A 17,697-nucleotide genomic window follows, 5' to 3' on the forward strand; every position below is an offset into this window, starting at 1 on the left:
AACGGGAAACAGCACCTTTCGCCTTGTCCGTCCGGCCGGGGTTGCCGCACTCTTTCGTGCGGCAACCCCGTTCGCCTGGATGGATGGTTATGGAGGTTCCCGTGCCGCAGCCGTCCACCGAATTCGGTGAGGAGCTGAGGAGAAGGCGTCTGGACGCCGGCCTCAGCCTCACCGCGCTGTCCTCCGCCGTGCACTACAGCAAGGCGCAGCTGAGCAAGGTCGAACGGGGCATCAAGGCACCCAGCCGCGACCTCGCCCGCCTCTGCGACTCCGCTCTGCAGGCAGGCGGAGCACTGATCGCCCTGGTCGCTGCGCCCGCTGCCGACTCGCCCGCCGAGCCGGCAGCGCACGGAATCGACGAGGAGGAGTGGACGATGCAGCTGTCACCGGACGGCCCGAGCTGGTTCCAGCCTGTGGGCCGGCGCCAGGTCATGAGTGCGGGCGCCGCCTCCTTGATGAGCTGGCGCACGGGCGGCCAGGGCCCGGTCTCCGCCGCCACCGGCGCCGGAATGCTGGCGGCATCCCGCTCTCTGTTCACCCACTACCGGCGGCTCGGCCAGAACGTCGAACCCGGCTTCCTGCTCCCCGGCCTGATCGCGCAGACCCACACCCTGCGGGAGCTGTCCGCGCATGCCGACGCCCGTACCCGCCAGGAGCTGCTGGCGCTGGGGTCCCGGTACGCGGAGTACGTCGGCTGGCTGGTGCAGGAGACGGGAGACGAGCAGGCGGCACTGTGGTGGACGCAGCGCGCGGTGGACCTCGCGGCCGCGGGCGGCGACCGGGCGCTGGCCGGGTACGCGCTGGTCCGCCGGGCGCTGGTCACCATGTACCAGGAGGACGCCGAGCAGACCGTAGCCCTGGCGCAGCGGGCGCAGAACGACTCCCTTCCACCGCGGATCCGGGGCCTGGCCGCCCAGCGCGAGGCGCAGGGCCACGCCCTCGCCGGCGACCGCGACGCGTGCCTGCGCGCCCTGGACAAGGCCCGCTCGCTGCTGGCCCGCCAGGAGGGCGATGCGAACGCACCGGTGATAGGCAGCATGCACCTGCCCGACTCGGTCGGCATGGTCACCGGCTGGTGCCTCTTCGACCTGGGACGCCCGCAGGAGTCGGCGGTGGAACTGGACCGGCAGCTCGCGCGGGTCTCCCCCGACGCGGTACGGACGCAGGTGCGCTACGGCGTCCGCCGGGCCCTCGCCTACGCGGCGGACGGCGAGATCGACCACGCCTGCGAGCTGACGGAGCCGCTGCTCGACGGGGTGACGGCCGTACGGTCCGCGACCGTCACGATCGACCTCCGCCGCCTCGCCCGCGTCCTGGCCCGCTACTCCGACCGCACCGCAGTACGCCGCCTGGCACCGCGCCTCGGCACGTTATCCCGCTTCCCCACTCCCTGAGGAGGAACCCGCTATGGCTGATGTGTTCATCAACTACCGGACGGGCGATGGAAACGACATCGCCGCCCTGATCGACAATGAGCTGTCCAACCGCTTCGGCAAGCACCGCGCCTTCCGCGCCTCGAAGTCCATCGCTCCCGGCACCCCGTATGCCGACGCGCTGCTGACGAATGTGCGCCGCAGCGCGCTGCTGCTGGCGGTCATCGGGCCCGACTGGCTCAACTTCCGATCCAGGCTGAACGACCCGGAGGACTGGGTCCGGAAGGAGATCGAGGAGGCGTTCACTTGTGGACTGCCGGTGATTCCCGTGCTGTCGGGCCGGCTCACGGAGCGCCTGAAGAAAGACGTCCTGCCGGGTGAGCTGGCACGACTGGCAGACCTCCAGTCCGTACGGCTGGACACACAGAACGCCGAAGCCGACCTCAAGCGCCTCGGCGACCTGGTCGCCGACATGATCCCCGACCTCCACGACCTGGAGCGGGCCGACACTCCTGCCCCCGAACCCGGTCCCGTGTCCAACACAATCGGCGACGTCCACGGCACCGCCGTACAGAGCCGCGACTTCACCGGCGATGTCGGCGGCACGATCATCAAGGACTCGACCGGCCCCGTACATGCCGGCAACGGCAACATCTACCAGAACTCACGCCACGTGTCGGGCGGCCGGCACTACTCGGGTGACGGCATGACCAACTACGAGGGCGACCATCACGGTGACAACCGGCACCGGTTCGGCGGCTCGGAGCGGCACGAGGACGACGAACGGTGAACGATCACATCACCTCGCGATTTGAGCAACCCGGTGGCCCGGTGCATGCCGGCTTCGGCAACCTTTACTACAACGTCACAGTCGGCCCGTCGGGAGAGACAAAGAACCGCGCACGTACCCGCAGGTTCGCGGATGATGACTTTCGCCTGCTCAAGCAGCGGTTCGTCGACCCTGGCGGGATGGGCGAGGCACGCAGCCTGCTGGCCGACCACAGCACCGTACTTTTGCACGGTAGTCCCGGCAGCGGCAGAACTGCCGCCGCGAAAGTCCTCCTGTACGAGTATCACCGGGATACCGGCATCTTCCGCGAGCTGCTGCCCGAGGACACGGCGGAGGTCGACCTCACCGACCCCGGGCTGGTCGGTACCGGTGACAGGGTGCTTCTGGACTTCGCCGAAGTCCCTGGCTCGCAATGGAAGAAGTACCGCAAGGATCTTCCTGCGCTCCGCAATGCCGTGCAGGATCAGCAAGCGCACTTGGTCGTCGTGGTTCCGTACGAGGGGCTGCTGGAAGCCGACCTCCAGTTCTACCGGGCCGAGATTGAACGCCCACCGGCCGAGGAAGTGTTCCGGCGTCATCTACGGCTGCATCGGATACCGCACGAGGAGTATCTGCAACCAGCTCCCGCGCTGGTGGAATTCCTGGCAGCGCAACGCTCCATGGGAGCGGTCGCGGACCTCGCCGACCGTGTGCGGCGGGCCCGCTCGGCACAGCCGTCAGACGGTTTCGCCGCCTGGTGCGAGAAAGCTCTCGCTGCACGGAAGAACTGGCGGACGGAGGTCGCGGGCCTCGTCGCCGACCAGTGTGCAGCACCGCAGCGTGCATTGCTGTTCAGCACGGCCATGCTCCACGGCGCGCACGCCGACGTGATCCACCACGCCACAGCGCTGCTGCTCCGTCTCGCCGGCACGCCTGAGGGCGAGGGGCCTCCGCTGGAGCGCAAGGACTTGGCCCAGCGATTGGGCGAGATACGCGCCTCGGCCGGCCCGGACGGTCACGTGCGGTTCGACAGCCTGGACTTCGACATCGCCGTCCGCGCGCACTTCTGGGACCACATGCCCGATCTCCGAAAGCTCCTCAGCGCCTGGACCCTTGAGAGTACGGAACTGGACGACCCGCACCTCGACGGAGACCTCCGCCAGGCCCTGGTGCAGCGGCTCGCCGAGGAGTACCTGCGCACCGGGCAGGGGGAAGAACTGTTCGCACTGGCGGGCGAGTGGGGCAGCAGTGCCACAAATCTGGTTCGCCTGGAGGCGGCAGTCCACGCCCTCACCCATGGGCTCGAGAACGAAAGATACGAAGCAAGCTTTCGGCAGCTGGTCTACAGGTGGTGCAGGGACAAACAGCTCACAGGGATGCTGGCCTACGTGCTGCTCCGCGTATGCACCGATGTGATCGCGCCGGCCCACCCCGATCAGGCAATGACCCGACTGCGCTACCTGGCCCGCCGTGAGCGTGGCTCCACCCTGGCGCTGGACGCTCTCTGCGATCTGGTGGCGACGAGCAGCCGGCTCAGGCGGCGTCTGCTCGATCGTCTCACTTGGCACTCATCCGCACCGGACGCTGACGCCCGTATCTTCCTGCGGATCTGCGACCCGGTGCCGCTGGCCGACGTGGGTGATGCACCACGCGCGCTGGTGGACGAGGAGAACGTACAGAGCTGCGTGGTCCTCGGCTGGCGTGCCGTCTTCGACAGCCTACCGAGATCACACTGGCACCCGTACGCCAAGCACTGGCTGCACACCGCCGCAACCGTCGGCGACCGCCACGGCCTGCTTCTCGACCTCCTGGTCGAATCCGCCAGCCGGAACGGCAAGCACCTAGCCGCCTTGTATTCCGTTGCCCGCGCCGCGGAGCCCACTACCCCGGGCGGACGAGCCCGGGGCATCGCCACCACCGACCTACTGCTCCAAAAGATCTCCGAGGCTCAGGGCCTCGGCCGACCGGCATCATCCAGGGGGAACACGCCATGACGACCGGGTGCAAGACGACGACCGTCTTTCTCACCGTGCTGTGCGCTCTGTTGCTGACGATCCTCGGGCTGGTGCAGGAGTGGCCGACGTGGGTGTGGCCAGCGCTCGCCGTACTGCTCATCGCAGTACCTGCCGCAGTCTTCAAGATCGCGTCGGCGCGTCGTGGTCCGGTGCCGGTCGAATACGAAGAGCAGATCACCGCCGCGCCCTTCGAACGGAGGGAGGAGCGCGTCACGTGTGTGGCATTGCCGAGTCAGTGGGCCGACTACGACTTCCAGTTCTCCGCGACCGTACGGTGGTATCCGCTCGACGCCGGTGGCGACGACCCCATCGTCAACCCGGCCGGGCTCGCCGTCGACGCGGTGCTGGACCGCGCCCGGGCCATCACCGAACAGCGGGAGCCCGGCCGCGCCTCTCTCGTGCAGCACGAGCTGAGCGGTGCCCTCAGCAGGATGCGTCCGGAGAGCACGGGGCACCTGCAGGTCATGGCAGAGGACGTCACCCTCGTTCTGCGCGAGCACGATCAGGAGAGGCTGGACAAGCTCGCCGAGGTACGCAAGGACAAGGCGGTCTGGGAGCACCAGCGGAAGTACGAGCAGAGCAAGCGCGAATACCTGGGTGAGGACGTACTCAAGGACACCGGGAGCGCGGTGGTCTGGTGGCTCGCCAAGAACGACGACCACGTGGGGAAGACCGTGGCGGACCTCGACCTCCTCGCCCAGCTCACCTCCGCCGCCAACGACACGGACATCCCGGAGCGGTTGCGGGACATGCTGGCGCAGCGGAGCGGCGAGCAGGCGGTGCCCTTCGAGCGGGAACCCACCGCAGCCGACCACTTCGAAGCCTTTCTCAACGGCATGGGTTTCACCGACGACGACGTACGCCGCTTCATGGCCAAGCAGATCGCCGATGTCATCAGGACTCAGATGCCGCATGCGACGGCCGAGGAAATGCTGCGGCGGTACGACCCGCCGGCCGATTTCACCGGCGACGACGAGGACGAGTCGTCGGCGGCGTCCCCGGAAGACCCCGATGAGGCGGCCGGCGGCACGCCCCGCGCCTGACCATCCGGTCCCCTACGTGAAGGAGAAGCACAATGGACAGCGAGCTGGCCGCCCTGGCCACGTCCGGAGCGACCACGCTGGTGTCGCTCATGGTCACCGATTCCTGGACGCACGCCCGCGAGTTGCTGGGACGGTTCCTGTCGCGCGGTGACAGCGGCAGTGCCGCGGTCGCCGACTTGGACGCCGCCCGGGCCCGGCTTCTCGCGGCCGAGGCGGCGGGTGATCCGGACGGCGCCCGGGACACCGCCGAGCAGTGGCAGCCGTACCTGCGGCACCTGCTGTCGTCCGGTGCCGCCTCCGGCGGGGAGCTGCGCGAGCTGCTCGCCTCGTTGCAGCGCCTGGAGCGGGAAGCCGACGCACGGCCGGTCGGCGTACGCAATGACATCAGTGGTGGGGTGCAGCACGGCCCGGTGATCCAGACGGGCCGGATCTCCGGGCTGACGTTCCACGTCGGGCAGTCCCCCGCTCCCCCCTCGGACTGACCCCGCGAGACGTCAAGCTGGCGAGTCACCGAGTCGCCGCCGATGCCGTTCGACGCGAAGGGGGTCACGCCACCGCCGCCCCCCTGTCCCCCTCCCCCGACGGTGAGCGGTGGATCGGCATGCGCGCCCCCGTAAGGGGTGCCCCCGTCCCACCGTGGCGCGTGGCGACTATTTCGGCGGCTATGGAGAGGGCGGTTTCTTCGGGGGTGCGGGCGCCGAGGTCCAGGCCTATGGGGGAATGGAGGCGGGCCAGTTGGGGCGCGGTGACGCCTGCTTCGCGCAGGCGGTGGTTGCGGTCCTCGTGGGTGCGGCGGGAGCCCATGGCGCCGATGAAGGCGGCGGGCATGGTGAGGGCCTCCGCGAGGAGGGGGACGTCGAACTTGGCGTCGTGGGTGAGGACGCAGAGGACCGTACGGTCGTCGGTTCCGGTGCGCCGGAGGTAGCGGTGCGGCCAGTCGACCACGACGTCGTCGGCCTCGGGGAAGCGGGCGCGGGTGGCGAAGACGGGGCGGGCGTCGCACACGGTGACGTGGTAGCCGAGGAACTTGCCCATGCGGACCAGTGCCGCGGCGAAGTCTATGGCGCCGAAGACGATCATGCGGGCCGGGGGCACGCTCGACTCGGCGAAGAGGGTGAGATCGGACTCGCAGTGGGTGCCGTCCGCCGATGCGGTGAAGGCGGCTGTCCGGCCGGTGGCGAGCAGGGCTCGGGTTTCCGCCGCCGCTACTTGGTCCAGTTGCCGGGGGCCGCCGAGGCTGCCTTCGTACGAGCCGTCGGGGTGGACGAGGAGTGCCGTGCCGAGGAGGTCGGCGGGGCCTTCGGCGACTCGGACCACCGCGGCTGTCTCGCCGCGGGCCGCGGTTGACAGTGCCGCTTCGAGGACCGGCCTGGCCGGGGCGTCCGTGCGTACCGGAGTGACCAGTACCTCGATGACTCCCCCGCAGGTCAGGCCGACGGCGAAGGCGTCCTCGTCGCTGTAGCCGAAGCGTTCGCGCACCGTCGTGCCGTCCTGCAGGGCCTGGGTGCACAGGTCGTACACCGCACCCTCCACGCAGCCACCGGAGACCGATCCGATGACCGTGCCCTCGCTGTCGACGGCGAGGGCGGCACCGGGGCTGCGCGGTGCGCTGCCGCCGACGGCCACGACGGTGGCGACGGCGAAGCCCCGGCCCTGCTCGACCCATCGGTGCAGTTCATCGGCGATGTCCAGCATGTGGGTGTCCTCCTCCTGCTGCTGCCTGGGGTGGGGGTGCGGTGGGCGGGTGGTGCGGAGGGGCGGGCCGAGGCCGGCCCGCCCCTCCCGTCGGCAGCGCGGCTCAGACCGCCGCGCCCGCCGCCGCTGCCCCCGTGCCCGCCACGATCACCCGGTCCGGGCGGATCGGGAGGTGGCGGTGGCGTACGCCGGTCGCGTGCCAGACCGCGTTGGCGATGGCCGCCGCGGCGCCCACGATGCCGATCTCGCCGACGCCCTTGATGCCGACCGGGTCGTCCGGGTCCGCGTCCTCGACCCAGTCCGCCTCGATGACCGGTACGTCGGCGTTGGCGGCGAAGTGGTAGCCCGCGAGGTCGGGACTGACGTGGCCGCCCGTGGCCGCGTCGCGCACCGCTTCCTCGTGCAACGCCATGGACAGACCCCAGATCATGCCGCCGACCAACTGGCTGCGGGCGGTCAGCGGGTTGATGATGCGGCCCGCGGCGAAGACGCCGAGCATCCGCCGTACGCGCACCTCGCCGGTGGTGACGTCCACCGCGACCTCGGCGAACTGCGCTCCGAAGGAGTGCCGCTCCTTCTTGGCCAGCGCACCGACGGCCTCAGTGGTGTCGGACCGTACCGTGATGCCCTCCGGCGGGACGGTGCCGCCCAGGGACAGCCGTTCGCGCAGCTCACCGGCGGCGGCGATGACGGCCCAGCCCCAGGTGCGGGTGCCCATGGAGCCGCCGGCGATGCCCGCCGGGCCGAAGTCGCTGTCCGCGATCCGGACCCGGACCCGGTCCGGCTTCGTCTCCAGTGCGTCGGCGGCGATCTGGGTGATCGCGGTCCGCGCACCGGTGCCGATGTCCGCCGCGTTGATGCGTACGGTGAAGGTGCCGTCCGCCTCGGCCGTCACGGACGCCGTGGACGGCAGGGCGTTGGACGGGAACGCGGCCGCCGCCATGCCCGTACCGAGCAGCCAGCGCCCGTCACGCCGCACGCCGGGCCTCGGGTCGCGGTCCGCCCAGCCGAACCTGCGGGCGCCCTCCTCGAAGCAGGAGAGCACGTTGCGGCTGCTGAACGGCAGGCCGGAGAGGGGCCCGGCGTCCGGCTCGTTGCGTACCCGCAGTGCGATCGGGTCGATGCCGGCCCGCTCCGCGAGTTCGTCGAGCGCGCACTCCATCGCGAACGAACCCGGCGCCTCGCCCGGCGCGCGCATGAACGTCGGCGTCGGCACGTCGAGCCGTACGACGCGGTTGACGGTGTGGTGCGCGTCCGCGTCGTACATCACCCGCCCCACCGTGGCGCTCGGCTCGACGAACTCGTGCACGGTCGAGGTGAGGTTCTGGGATTCGTGCGCGAAGGCGCGCAGCCGTCCGTCGGTGTCCGCGCCGAGCCGGACCCGCTGTGCCGTGGGGCTGCGGTAGCCGGTGAGCGAGAACATCTGACGGCGGGTCAGTACGACGCGTACGGGCCGGTGAATGGCGGTGGTGGCCATCACGGCGCACACCTGGTGGACGCGGACGCCCTTGGACCCGAAGCCGCCGCCGACGTGCTCGGAGCGCACGCGTACGGAGGCCGGGTCGAGGGAGAAGAGGTTGGCGAGCTCGCCCGCCACCCACATGGTGCTCTGGTTGGAGTCGACGACTTCAAGCCGCCCGTCCTCCCACCGGGCCATCGCCGCGTGCGGCTCCAGCATGGTGTGGTGCTCTTCCGGCGTGGTGTACTCCGCGTCCACGACGAACTCCGACGCGGCCAGCTCGGCCTCGACGTCACCCTTCTCCTCGGCGGAGCCGTCCGGCGTGTACGTGCCGGGCCGGCCGGCGGCGAACACCACGTCGTGCGGTTCCTCGTCGTACCGGACCACCAGCGCCTCGGCGGCCTCCCTGGCCTGCTCGGACGTCTCGGCGACGACCAGTGCCACCGGCCATCCCATGTGCGGCACCCGGTCGTTCTGGAAGACCGCGATGGTGGGGTCGGGCTTGCCGAGCAGGCCCACGTAGTCGGTGTCGAGGCGGGGGGCGTTGCCGTGGTGCAGGACCTTGAGCACGCCGGGCATGGCCAGTACGGGGTCCGTCTCGACGGCGGTGATGCGGCCGCGGGCGATGGTGGACAGGACCAGCCAGCCGTGCGCCATCTCGGCGAAGGGGATCTCGCCCGCGTAGCGGGCAGCTCCGGTGACCTTGGCCAGGCCCTCCACGCGAGTGTGCGCGGTGCCTACGGCCCCCGTCACCGCGGGTGTTCCGGTCGCAGTGGTCATCGGGTGGCCTCCTCGGTGAGCTCGGTCAGGACGGACACGACGAGGTTGCGCATGAGCGTCACCTTGTACGCGTTGTCGGCCAGCGGTTCGGCGGCCGCCAGCTCGGCGTCCGCCGCGGCGGCGAACGCCTCGGCGGTCGCGGGGCCGCCGCAGAGCGCCGCCTCGGCCTCGCGCGCCCGCCAGGGGCGGGACGCCACCGCGCCGAAGGCGAGCCGCACTTCGCGCACGCGGCCCTCCCGCACGTCGAGTGCGGCGGCGAGGGAGCCTATCGCGAAGGCGTACGAGGCCCGCTCGCGCACCTTGCGGTACCGCGAGAGGGCGGCGACCGGGGCCGGCGGGATCGTGACACCGGTGATCAGCGCGCCGGACGGCAGTGCGGTCTCCAGGTGCGGCGTGTCCCCCACCGGGAGATAGAACTCCGCGAGCGGCAACTCGCCCGGCCCATCGGCGGTTTCGTACGAGACGACCGCGTCGAACGCACTGAGCGCCACCCCCATGTCGGAGGGGTGAGTGGCCACGCAGTGCTCACTGGCACCGAGGATCGCGTGGTTGTGGTGCTCGCCCGTGATGGCGGGGCAGCCACTGCCCGGGTTCCGCTTGTTGCAGGGCTTGGTCACATCGGCGAAGTAACCGCAGCGGGTGCGCTGGAGGAGGTTCCCGCCGACGGTCGCCATGTTGCGCAGCTGACCGGAGGCCCCGGCGAGCACGGCCTGCGCGAGCGCCGGGTACCGACGCCGTACTTCGGGGTGGGCGGCGAGGTCGCTGTTGGTGACGGTGGCGCCGATACGGAGCCCGCCATCATCCGTCAACTCGACCTCATTAAGGGGCAGTTCACGTACATCGACCAGCCCCGCCGGCCGCTCCACGCCGGTCTTCATCAGGTCGACGAGGTTGGTCCCGCCGCCGAGGTAACGCGCCTCGGGCTCGGCGCCGAGCAGCGCGACCGCGCCGGGGACGTCGAAGGCCCGCTGGTAACCGAATTCCCTCATACCGCAGCCTCCGTACCGGCCCGAGCGCCCTCGGCCTCGGCCTCGGCCGCCCGCGCGACCGCCTGGACAATGGACACGTACGCACCGCAGCGGCACAGGTTGCCGCTCATCCGCTCCCGGATCTCGTCGGCCGTGAGGGGCGGCGGTCCCGCTTCGGGCCGCACGTCGTCGGTCGCGGCGCTGGGCCAGCCCGCCGCGTGCTCCTTGATCACGCCGAGCGCGGAACAGATCTGGCCCGGGGTGCAATAACCGCACTGGTAACCGTCGAGGTCGAGGAACGCCTGCTGCACCGGGTGCAGTTCGTCCCCGTCGGCCACGCCCTCGATGGTGGTGATCTCACGCCCCTCGGCGGCCACCGCGAGCTGCAGGCAGGAGACGGCCCGGCGGCCGTCGAGCAGGACCGTACAGGCACCGCACTGGCCCTGGTCACAGCCCTTCTTGGTGCCCGTCAGGTCGAGCCGCTCACGCAGTGCGTCGAGCAGGGTGGTGCGGTGATCGACGGGCAGCGTGTGCTTCTCTCCGTTGATGTTCAAGGTGATGGCGCTGGACGTCGATGAGGGCATGGGCAGCCTTCTTTCGCATGTGGATACGTACGTACTGGCCCGGGAAACGATGTCGAGGCGGCGATGTCGAGGTGGCTCGGGCGGGGTGGCTCGGGCTTCGCGGTGTGAGGTGGGGGTGATGGTGGGCGGTCCTCGGACGGTCCGGAACGGGGGTGGCAGTACGGAGTGGCAGTGCATGGAGCCGCATCAGGTCCGCGGCCGGGGCCCACGCGACGGACGAGGGCCGGGAGCGCCGGCCGCCGGTCGTCCCCCGCCGACCGCGTCTGCCGCTATGGTGAACCTAAGCGGACAACTGTCCGTAACCGTTGAACTTAGCGGACAGGTGTCCGCTTAGCAAGGCCGTTCCGGGGTAATTCCCTACAACCGACGGCGATTCGGGAAGGAGGACGAGTGCAGCGGAGGAGGGACGCGGAGGACGCGCCGCCGACCTGCGCGGAGGCGACGGCACTGCCGGAAGCGGACGCGGCGGCGGAGGCCTGCGGGGCCGCGGAACCCGGGGCCCGGAAGGACGCGCCGCTGCGCTCGGACGCCCAGCGGAACCGCGAGCGCATCCTGGAAGTGGCCCTCGCGGAGCTGACGCACTCGGCGGACGCCCCGCTCAGCGCGATCGCCAAGAAGGCGGGCGTCGGCCAGGGCACCTTCTACCGCAACTTCCCCAACCGCGAGGCCCTCGTCCTGGAGGTCTACCGCTACGAGGTGCAGCAGGTCGCCGACACCGCGGCCCAGCTGCTGGCCACCCGCGCACCCGACCGGGCCCTGCGGGAGTGGATGGACCGCCTCGCCCAGTACGCGATGGCCAAGGCCGGCCTCGCCGACGCGATGCGCAGGGCCACCTGCTCGCGCGGCAGCCTGGCGGGACTGGGCCACGCCCCGCTGACCTCGGCCATCACCCTCCTCCTGACGGCGAACGAGGAAGCCGGCACCATCCGCCCCGGCATCACCCCCGACGACTTCCTCCTCGCCATCGCCGGCCTCTGGCAGATCGACCCCCACAGCGACTGGCACACCCGCTCCGCCCGCCTCCTGGACCTCATCATGTCCGGCCTTCGCGCGGGGGCACCGGGCGCCTGAGCGGCGCCTCGCGGTCACGTTGTCCGGACGCTGCCCAACCACAGGACGTCGCGAGCGCGGGTCATCGCGACGAAGAGCTGACTGCGGGCCAGCTCCTCGCGCTCGCGCGCGGTCTCGGACGCCTCGTGCTCCTTGGAGAGAACGGCGTCGTGGCACGGAAGGTGGACGTGCTTGAACTCCAGGCCTTTCGCCCGGAGGTAGCTGCCGAGCTTCACCGCCTCCACGGGGTGGCCGTCGTACTGCTCCAGCAGGCACACGCGGATACCTGCTCGGGTAAGGAGACGGTGATAGTGGCTGATGCTCCGCTTCGACGGGCACAGCACCGCCGCATCGGCCTGCTCCTGCGGCGACAATTCGCGGAGGGCTTCCAGCAGGGCCTCGTCATGCTCGGCCTCACTCGGCTTCACGACGTGCTGTACCCGGCCATCGTGACAGGTCAGATCGACATCCCGACGCCCTGGCGTACGGACTCCGTCGATGTCCTCGAAAGCGTCCTCGGCGACGATCGCGAGTGCCGCGTCCAGGATCTCCTTCCTGTTCCGGTAATTGACCCGCAATACCTGTCCCCGGCCACCCCGGATATCAATGCCTGCATCGGACAGCCGGAACCCTCCTGGGTAGACCGCCTGCTGGCCGTCCCCCACCAGGAGCAATCCGTTGGGGGCGTCCCCCACCAGGGAGTGCAGCAGGCGCACCCCGACGAGCGTCAGGTCCTGGACCTCGTCCACGACAACGGAGCTGTAGCGAGACCCGCCGGTCCCCCTTGCGGCCTCTGCCAATGCCATCGAAAGCACGTCATTGAAGTCGTGCACGCCGCGCTCGGCACGAATGGATTCGTACGCTTCGTAGAGCGCCCATACGGCTTCTCGGTGGGGACGCCGCAGGCTCGCCCGGCGACGGCGACGGGGCACCGCAGCGTACTCCTCGAAGGAGGTGATCCCGCGGCCCTTGATGACGTAGTCGATCTCTTCCCGCCAGTAGCCGTGTCTGGGGTCGATCTCCGACAGACAGCTGTCGCGACCGACATGCTTCCAGGCGAGGCTGAAGGCCGTCTCCGCCTTGTCACCGTGCAGTCTGACCTGCACTCCACGTTCGTGGAGGAATTCCTGGGCCCAGGAATGCAAGCTGTAGAAGTCGACCTTGTCGGCCACCGCGGGTGACATCGCTTCGAGAAAGGTCTTCTGCACACGAGGCAGGTTGTTGGCGAACGTCACGTACAGGATCCGGCGCTCCGTGCGCCTGGCGAGATGGGCGGCACGGTGCAGTCCGACGACGGTCTTGCCGGTACCTGCCGGACCGCTGATCCGCGCGGGCCCCGACCAATTGCGCCGTACGAGCGCGACCTGGTCGGGATCCAAGAATGTCATCCACTGTTCGATCGGTGCGCGCATCGCTTCTTCTAGAGCCGCGTCCCGCAAGCCTTCGAGGTCGAACAGCCCGACGCTCTCCGTCTCCGGGGACTCGACACGTTCCCGCGCCGCCGTCGCAACGCCAGAACTCTCGTACTCGGGGAAGACCCGTTCGAGGTGATCGGCAATGGCCCGGACCTGCTCCGCACGGAGCCTTCGGTGCTGCCGAAGCAGCGCGGGACCAACGTCCTGTTCACCCAGCAGGCCGATCCGGCCCAGTTCGCTGTTGACCCGCCGGCCGGCAAAGACCATGAGCGGCTGGACGGCCACCGGGGACAGGCCCAGTGAGGCCACCGCTCCCTCAGCGGCCTTCGTCACCGCCATCAGCTTGCGCGCATGGTCGTCGCGAAGCTCGCCGCCGGCCCAAAGCTCGCCGCCCGAGACCTCCGGTGCCGCCCGCCAGTTCTTGACGTCTACGACGAAGACACCGCCCGGGCCCACCAACAGCATGTCCACGTTGGCCGCGCGTGTGCCGGGCCACCGACGGTCGACGAGCAAGCGCCAGCCCCGCTCGGTGAGCACCAATAACTGGGCAGCCACGCTGCGTTCCGCCTCGCTCGCCGCTTCCCACCTGCGAGCCGCCAACCGAGCGGCTTGCCACTGTTCGCGTAACAGCCGCTCCTGGCGCCGTGCCTCCTGCGCCCGACGCGACGCCGAACCGCCTGCCCCCATATCACGCCCCCTCAGTACCGGCATGATGATCATAGGGCGATCAACGCTGCTCCCGACAGAGGGCACCCGCCCGCAGGACTGGCGGTCTTGCACGCAGGATGCCACCGCACGCTACGCAGGCCTGAGTTCGTCCTGGTCCTTTGTTGTGGTCACCTGTTCGCCGTTCACGACGTACCGCACTACGCCGGACCAGCGGCGGTCGGGGCCCTGGCGCCACTGGGTCAGGAGGCCCGGGACCCAGGTGCCGTTCACCCGTACCTGGCAGCGTTTGGCGGTCGGGGAGGGGCGGTAGTCGGGGAAGCATAAGATGCAGGCCCCCTTGCCCTTCTCCAGGGCTACGGCGAGGGCGACGTTCTCGGGTGTGTGGTTCTCCCGGCCGAAGCGGCGGGCCTTGCGCTGGCCGTCCAGCAGCCCTTCGCATGCCGTGGAGCGGTGGAAGACCGATCCTCCGCCGGTGATGAAGACCCGGGCGCTGAGCCCCCGGGGTACCGGTGCGCAGTCCGTGCACTGCCCGACCACAAGTTCATGGACGCAACGTTCATCTGCCATGTACCCATGCTTCCGAGGCATGGGCCGACTCACAATGCTCAAGCCGTCACAGGGGAGACACGGAAAGGACAGGCGGGTCGAGGGCACACGAGCCAGGGGCGTGTGGGGTCCCGCGTCGTTATGACCGGCGGCGGGGCTTGCTTCCCTTGGCGCCCTGCCTGCTGCCCGGCTTTCCGCCGTGCTTGCCGGACTTGGGGGCGCCGCCCTTGGTGTTGCCGCCCTTGGTGTTGCCTGCGGCGCGGCGGGGGCCGCCCTTGCCGGCCGGCTTGGCCGCCGTGGACTTCTGCCGGGCGCCGCCCTTCTCGGCACGCTTGCTCTGCTCCTCCGCGGCACGGCGGCCCCGCGTGCTGTTCACCGTGCGGCCGCGGACGATCCCGATGAAGTCGTCCACCATGTCGGTCGTCGCGTCCTCCCGCCAGGAGAGCGCGACCTGCGACTCCGGGACGCCCGTGACCGGCCGGTACGTGAGGTCCTTGCGGTGGTGCAGGCGGGCGATCGACTGCGGGACGACGAGCAGGCCGATCCCGGCCGCCACGAGGACGATGGCGTCGGCCGTGGTGGCGGGGCGCTCGAATGCGGGGCGCCCCGGCGGCTGCTCCCAGTCGAGCGTGTCGTCGAGCGGGTGCAGCAGGATCTCGTCGGCGAGGTCCTCGGCGGACACCTCGTCGAACGCCGCCGCGAGGTGGTCCTTCGGGATCACGACCACGGTCTGCTCGGTGTACAGGGGGATCGCGCTGAGGTCGGTACGGTCGACCGGCAGCCGCAGGAAGCCGGCGTCGGCGCCACCGCCGCGCAGCATGTCCGGCGCCTCGGCGGCGGACACCTGGAGGAGCTCCAGCGGTACGTCGGGCAGCCGCTCGTTCCACGTCTTCGCCCACTTGCCCGGCGTGACGCCCGGCACGTACGCGAGCCGGAACGAGGGGGACGCCGCGGGCGGCGCCGAGGGGGCCGGGGCGGGTACCGAGGGAAGATCTTCCGAGCCTGTCACTACGCCAGGCTACCGGTCGTGGTCAGAGGTGGCGCACACGCTCGATACCCTTGTCACCATGACGTCGCACCATCAGAGCACCCAGACCATGAAGCCCGCCACCGCGGCGAAGAAGCTGGGTGTGTACCTCGAGGCCACCCCCGCCGAATTCCAGGAGGGTGTCGTCTCGCGCACCGAGCTGAACGCACTCCAGGCCGAGCCGCCCGAGTGGCTGCGCGAGCTGCGGCGCAACGGCCCGCACCCCCGCCCCGTGGTCGCGTCGAAGCTGGGCGTCTCCATCTCGGGTCTGGCCCGTGGCGGCGTCACCGAGGCCCTCACCACGGAGCAGATCGACGCGCTGAAGGCGGAGAACCCGGAGTGGCTGCAGAAGGAGCGCGCCACCCAGGCCGAGGTCCGCAAGGAAGCCATCCGGATCAAGGAAAAGAACGCCCAGCGCAACGAGCAGGACAGCTGAGCCACCCCCGCCCCACCGCCGGGGCGGGAAGCGCCTGAGCGGGCGGACCGGTACATCTGTCCGCCCGCCGGGTCGCGCGGACGTCCGCGTCCGCGCCGTACCGCCGCATCCTCCGGCCTACTGCACGGCGGCCCCTCGCGCCGGTCGGAAGATGTCGCCCTCCGCCTCTTGACCGGCCGCCCCGCCGCTCGCCCCCTCGATCCGTCCGGGCGACGCGCACCAGATGCGGAGCCCTGTCCGTACGCGTTCCGTACGCACCGCCGGCCCACCCGAGGAATCCGGCCAGGTAAGCGCATTGTCGCCAACCGTCGGCACGGGAGCCGACACGCCGCCCGTCACGAGCTACACCTTCAAGCGAAGGACGCTCTTTCCTGACGGGAGGGCCTGCTGGATGCTGACGGTCAGTGTGGCGCTAGTGCTCGCCATCATCCTCGTCCTGCTGTTGTTCCGCCGTGTCCAGGCCAGAAGCCGGATCGACCAGACGATGGTCATTCTGCTCGCGCTGGTGCTGGGCGTACTGATCGCCCCGACGGGGCTGGGGCAGGCAATCGTGAATGGCATGGCCCAGATCTCGCAGGGCATCTCCCGCATCGGCCAGTGAACACGGGCCGCCCCGCCCCGTACAAATGCCGCACGGACGCCGACGAACGCCGCACGAACGCCGCACGGACGCCGCACGGACGCCGCACGGATGGGTGGGGGCGGCCCGCGTGGGTGTCCGCTCGCGCGAGGTGGGCGAGGCGGTCGAGGCGGTCGAAATGATTTCGCCGCCGGACCGGGGCAACTCCGCCGCGGCCGGGTCGTGCCTTACGCTCGCTGCCTGCTCGCTCTCCGCCCCGGCGGGGAGGCCCGGCTTCCCCGCCGCCGGCCCGGTGGAGAGACCTCACGACGATGCGGAGCCCCCATGCAGACCATCACCGTCGGCCCCTCCCGGATCCGCGAGGCCGTCACGATGCGCGAGGCCATCGACGCGGTGCGCGCCGGCTTCCTCGACCTGGCGGCGGGAGAGTTCGAGATGCCCACCCGCACCGCGTTGCGGGACGGGCAGTTCCTGGTGATGTCAGCACATCACCGTGCCACGGCCTCGGCCATGATCAAGACACTGAGCCTGAACTTCGACCGCGCCCCCGCCATCACCGGCACGGTGGTGTGGACGGAGACCGGCCGCGTCGACAGTCTGGTCGCCGATGCCGGAGCGGTGACCACCCTGCGCACCGGCGCCGCCGTGGGGGTCGCCACCGACCTGCTCGCCCCCGCCGACGCCGGCCGCCTGACCCTCGTCGGGGCGGGCGCCCAGGCCCCCGACCAGGTCCGCGCCGTCCACACCGTACGGCCGCTGCGCGAACTCACCGTGGTGGCCACCGATCCGCGCCGCGCGGAGAAGCTCGCCGAGTCGATGGCCCCGGAGCTGCCCGGTACGCACATCCGTACCTCCGCCGACGTGACGGCCGCGGTGGGCGAGGCCGAGATCGTCTGCTGCGCCACCAATACGACCGAACCGCTCTTCGCCGCGTCGGCCCTGCCCGCCCGGGTCCACGTCAATGCCATCGGCTCGTTCCGCCCCACCATGCGCGAACTGCCCGACGAGCTGCTCGCGCACAGCACCGTGGTGATCGACGAACTCGGCGCCGTCCTCGAAGAGTCCGGGGAGATCCGCCACGCGATCGAGGCGGGCGGCCTCACCCGGAACGACCTCACCGAACTCGGCACGGCGCTGTCCGCGCCCGAAGCCCCGCGGGGCGAGCAGACCGTGTTCAAGTCCGTCGGCGTCGCCATGCAGGACTGGGCCATCGCCCGCCTGCTGGCGGACAAATTCCTGGCCTGACCGCCTGACCGCCTGACCACTTCGCTGTCTGGCCGCCTCACCC

General features: G+C 70.5%; 16 protein-coding genes. 9 read left to right on the forward strand and 7 right to left on the reverse strand.

All coding sequences use genetic code 11. The annotated features are described in order from the left end of the window. Positions 1–101: 101 nt before the first annotated feature. The 5 genes from ACIGQF_RS01630 to ACIGQF_RS01650 are packed head-to-tail and all read left to right on the forward strand — an operon-like array spanning position 102 to position 5,682. Entirely contained in the window at positions 102–1,394 is a 1,293-nt protein-coding gene (locus tag ACIGQF_RS01630; RefSeq protein ID WP_399704029.1) for a helix-turn-helix domain-containing protein, read from the forward strand. A gap of 13 nt (positions 1,395–1,407) precedes the next feature. Continuing rightward, positions 1,408–2,163, forward strand: coding sequence for a toll/interleukin-1 receptor domain-containing protein (locus tag ACIGQF_RS01635; RefSeq protein WP_399704031.1), 756 nt, complete (start codon positions 1,408–1,410; stop codon positions 2,161–2,163). Further along, the gene (locus tag ACIGQF_RS01640; protein ID WP_399704034.1) at positions 2,160–4,136 is read left to right on the forward strand and encodes a hypothetical protein; all 1,977 of its coding nucleotides are present in this window, start codon (positions 2,160–2,162) and stop codon (positions 4,134–4,136) included. Before ACIGQF_RS01635 ends, ACIGQF_RS01640 begins: the two co-directional genes overlap by 4 nt. Beyond that, positions 4,133–5,200, forward strand: coding sequence for a hypothetical protein (locus ACIGQF_RS01645; protein ID WP_399704037.1), 1,068 nt, complete (start codon positions 4,133–4,135; stop codon positions 5,198–5,200). Before ACIGQF_RS01640 ends, ACIGQF_RS01645 begins: the two co-directional genes overlap by 4 nt. Before the next feature lie 32 nt (positions 5,201–5,232). After that, a complete protein-coding gene (locus tag ACIGQF_RS01650; protein ID WP_399704040.1) occupies positions 5,233–5,682 on the forward strand; it encodes a hypothetical protein in 450 nt (149 codons plus the stop codon). 64 nt (positions 5,683–5,746) lie between these two features. Here the strand turns inward: ACIGQF_RS01650 and ACIGQF_RS01655 are convergent, their stop codons facing one another. The 4 genes from ACIGQF_RS01655 to ACIGQF_RS01670 all read right to left on the reverse strand — a co-directional run bounded on the left by ACIGQF_RS01655 (position 5,747) and on the right by ACIGQF_RS01670 (position 10,686). Beyond that, positions 5,747–6,895 (reverse strand): XdhC family protein, encoded by a 1,149-nt coding sequence (locus ACIGQF_RS01655; protein WP_399704043.1) that lies wholly within the window; start codon positions 6,893–6,895, stop codon positions 5,747–5,749. Positions 6,896–6,998: 103 nt separating this feature from the next. Continuing rightward, complete coding sequence (locus ACIGQF_RS01660; protein ID WP_399704046.1) at positions 6,999–9,134, reverse strand: xanthine dehydrogenase family protein molybdopterin-binding subunit; 2,136 nt, start codon at positions 9,132–9,134, stop codon at positions 6,999–7,001. After that, the gene (locus tag ACIGQF_RS01665; RefSeq protein WP_399704049.1) at positions 9,131–10,123 is read right to left on the reverse strand and encodes an FAD binding domain-containing protein; all 993 of its coding nucleotides are present in this window, start codon (positions 10,121–10,123) and stop codon (positions 9,131–9,133) included. Before ACIGQF_RS01665 ends, ACIGQF_RS01660 begins: the two co-directional genes overlap by 4 nt. Further along, positions 10,120–10,686, reverse strand: coding sequence for a (2Fe-2S)-binding protein (locus tag ACIGQF_RS01670; protein ID WP_399704050.1), 567 nt, complete (start codon positions 10,684–10,686; stop codon positions 10,120–10,122). The genes ACIGQF_RS01665 and ACIGQF_RS01670 overlap by 4 nt, the downstream gene beginning before the upstream one ends. Positions 10,687–11,202: 516 nt before the next feature. Between ACIGQF_RS01670 and ACIGQF_RS01675 the strand changes: the two genes are divergently transcribed. Next, positions 11,203–11,757 carry a TetR/AcrR family transcriptional regulator gene (locus ACIGQF_RS01675; RefSeq protein ID WP_399704755.1) on the forward strand — a complete coding sequence of 185 codons (555 nt, stop codon included), beginning with the start codon at positions 11,203–11,205 and terminating at the stop codon, positions 11,755–11,757. A gap of 14 nt (positions 11,758–11,771) precedes the next feature. Here the strand turns inward: ACIGQF_RS01675 and ACIGQF_RS01680 are convergent, their stop codons facing one another. The 3 genes from ACIGQF_RS01680 to ACIGQF_RS01690 all read right to left on the reverse strand — a co-directional run bounded on the left by ACIGQF_RS01680 (position 11,772) and on the right by ACIGQF_RS01690 (position 15,375). Next, entirely contained in the window at positions 11,772–13,871 is a 2,100-nt protein-coding gene (locus tag ACIGQF_RS01680; RefSeq protein ID WP_399704052.1) for a UvrD-helicase domain-containing protein, read from the reverse strand. 78 nt (positions 13,872–13,949) lie between these two features. Next, positions 13,950–14,387 carry a hypothetical protein gene (locus ACIGQF_RS01685; protein WP_399704053.1) on the reverse strand — a complete coding sequence of 146 codons (438 nt, stop codon included), beginning with the start codon at positions 14,385–14,387 and terminating at the stop codon, positions 13,950–13,952. A gap of 118 nt (positions 14,388–14,505) precedes the next feature. Further along, positions 14,506–15,375, reverse strand: a complete 870-nt coding sequence (locus ACIGQF_RS01690) for a LysR family substrate-binding domain-containing protein (protein WP_399704055.1) — start codon at positions 15,373–15,375, stop codon at positions 14,506–14,508. A 58-nt stretch (positions 15,376–15,433) separates the two neighbouring features. Here ACIGQF_RS01690 and ACIGQF_RS01695 point away from each other — a divergent pair, with 58 nt between their 5' ends. The 3 genes from ACIGQF_RS01695 (at position 15,434) to ACIGQF_RS01705 (ending at position 17,654) form a co-directional block, all read left to right on the forward strand. Next, complete coding sequence (locus tag ACIGQF_RS01695; protein WP_361564429.1) at positions 15,434–15,829, forward strand: DUF5997 family protein; 396 nt, start codon at positions 15,434–15,436, stop codon at positions 15,827–15,829. A gap of 391 nt (positions 15,830–16,220) precedes the next feature. Continuing rightward, entirely contained in the window at positions 16,221–16,430 is a 210-nt protein-coding gene (locus ACIGQF_RS01700) for a hypothetical protein (RefSeq protein ID WP_399704057.1), read from the forward strand. A 303-nt stretch (positions 16,431–16,733) separates the two neighbouring features. Next, a complete protein-coding gene (locus tag ACIGQF_RS01705) occupies positions 16,734–17,654 on the forward strand; it encodes an ornithine cyclodeaminase family protein (protein WP_399704059.1) in 921 nt (306 codons plus the stop codon). The last annotated feature ends 43 nt before the right edge of the window (positions 17,655–17,697 follow it).

Origin of the sequence: Streptomyces sp. NPDC053560 (assembly GCF_044544605.1) — a bacterium.
Taxonomy (GTDB): Bacteria; Actinomycetota; Actinomycetes; order Streptomycetales; family Streptomycetaceae; genus Streptomyces.

Bases quoted from the DNA above. Each gene is read 5' to 3' on its own strand.
- ACIGQF_RS01635 (WP_399704031.1), top strand. From the start codon at position 1,408: ATGGCTGATGTGTTCATCAACTACCGGACGGGCGATGGAAACGACATC.
- ACIGQF_RS01645 (WP_399704037.1), top strand. From the start codon at position 4,133: ATGACGACCGGGTGCAAGACGACGACCGTCTTTCTCACCGTGCTGTGC.
- ACIGQF_RS01650 (WP_399704040.1), top strand. From the start codon at position 5,233: ATGGACAGCGAGCTGGCCGCCCTGGCCACGTCCGGAGCGACCACGCTG.
- ACIGQF_RS01655 (WP_399704043.1), bottom strand. From the start codon at position 6,895: ATGCTGGACATCGCCGATGAACTGCACCGATGGGTCGAGCAGGGCCGG.
- ACIGQF_RS01660 (WP_399704046.1), bottom strand. From the start codon at position 9,134: ATGACCACTGCGACCGGAACACCCGCGGTGACGGGGGCCGTAGGCACC.
- ACIGQF_RS01665 (WP_399704049.1), bottom strand. From the start codon at position 10,123: ATGAGGGAATTCGGTTACCAGCGGGCCTTCGACGTCCCCGGCGCGGTC.
- ACIGQF_RS01670 (WP_399704050.1), bottom strand. From the start codon at position 10,686: ATGCCCTCATCGACGTCCAGCGCCATCACCTTGAACATCAACGGAGAG.
- ACIGQF_RS01680 (WP_399704052.1), bottom strand. From the start codon at position 13,871: ATGATCATCATGCCGGTACTGAGGGGGCGTGATATGGGGGCAGGCGGT.
- ACIGQF_RS01685 (WP_399704053.1), bottom strand. From the start codon at position 14,387: ATGGCAGATGAACGTTGCGTCCATGAACTTGTGGTCGGGCAGTGCACG.
- ACIGQF_RS01695 (WP_361564429.1), top strand. From the start codon at position 15,434: ATGACGTCGCACCATCAGAGCACCCAGACCATGAAGCCCGCCACCGCG.
- ACIGQF_RS01700 (WP_399704057.1), top strand. From the start codon at position 16,221: ATGCTGACGGTCAGTGTGGCGCTAGTGCTCGCCATCATCCTCGTCCTG.
- ACIGQF_RS01705 (WP_399704059.1), top strand. From the start codon at position 16,734: ATGCAGACCATCACCGTCGGCCCCTCCCGGATCCGCGAGGCCGTCACG.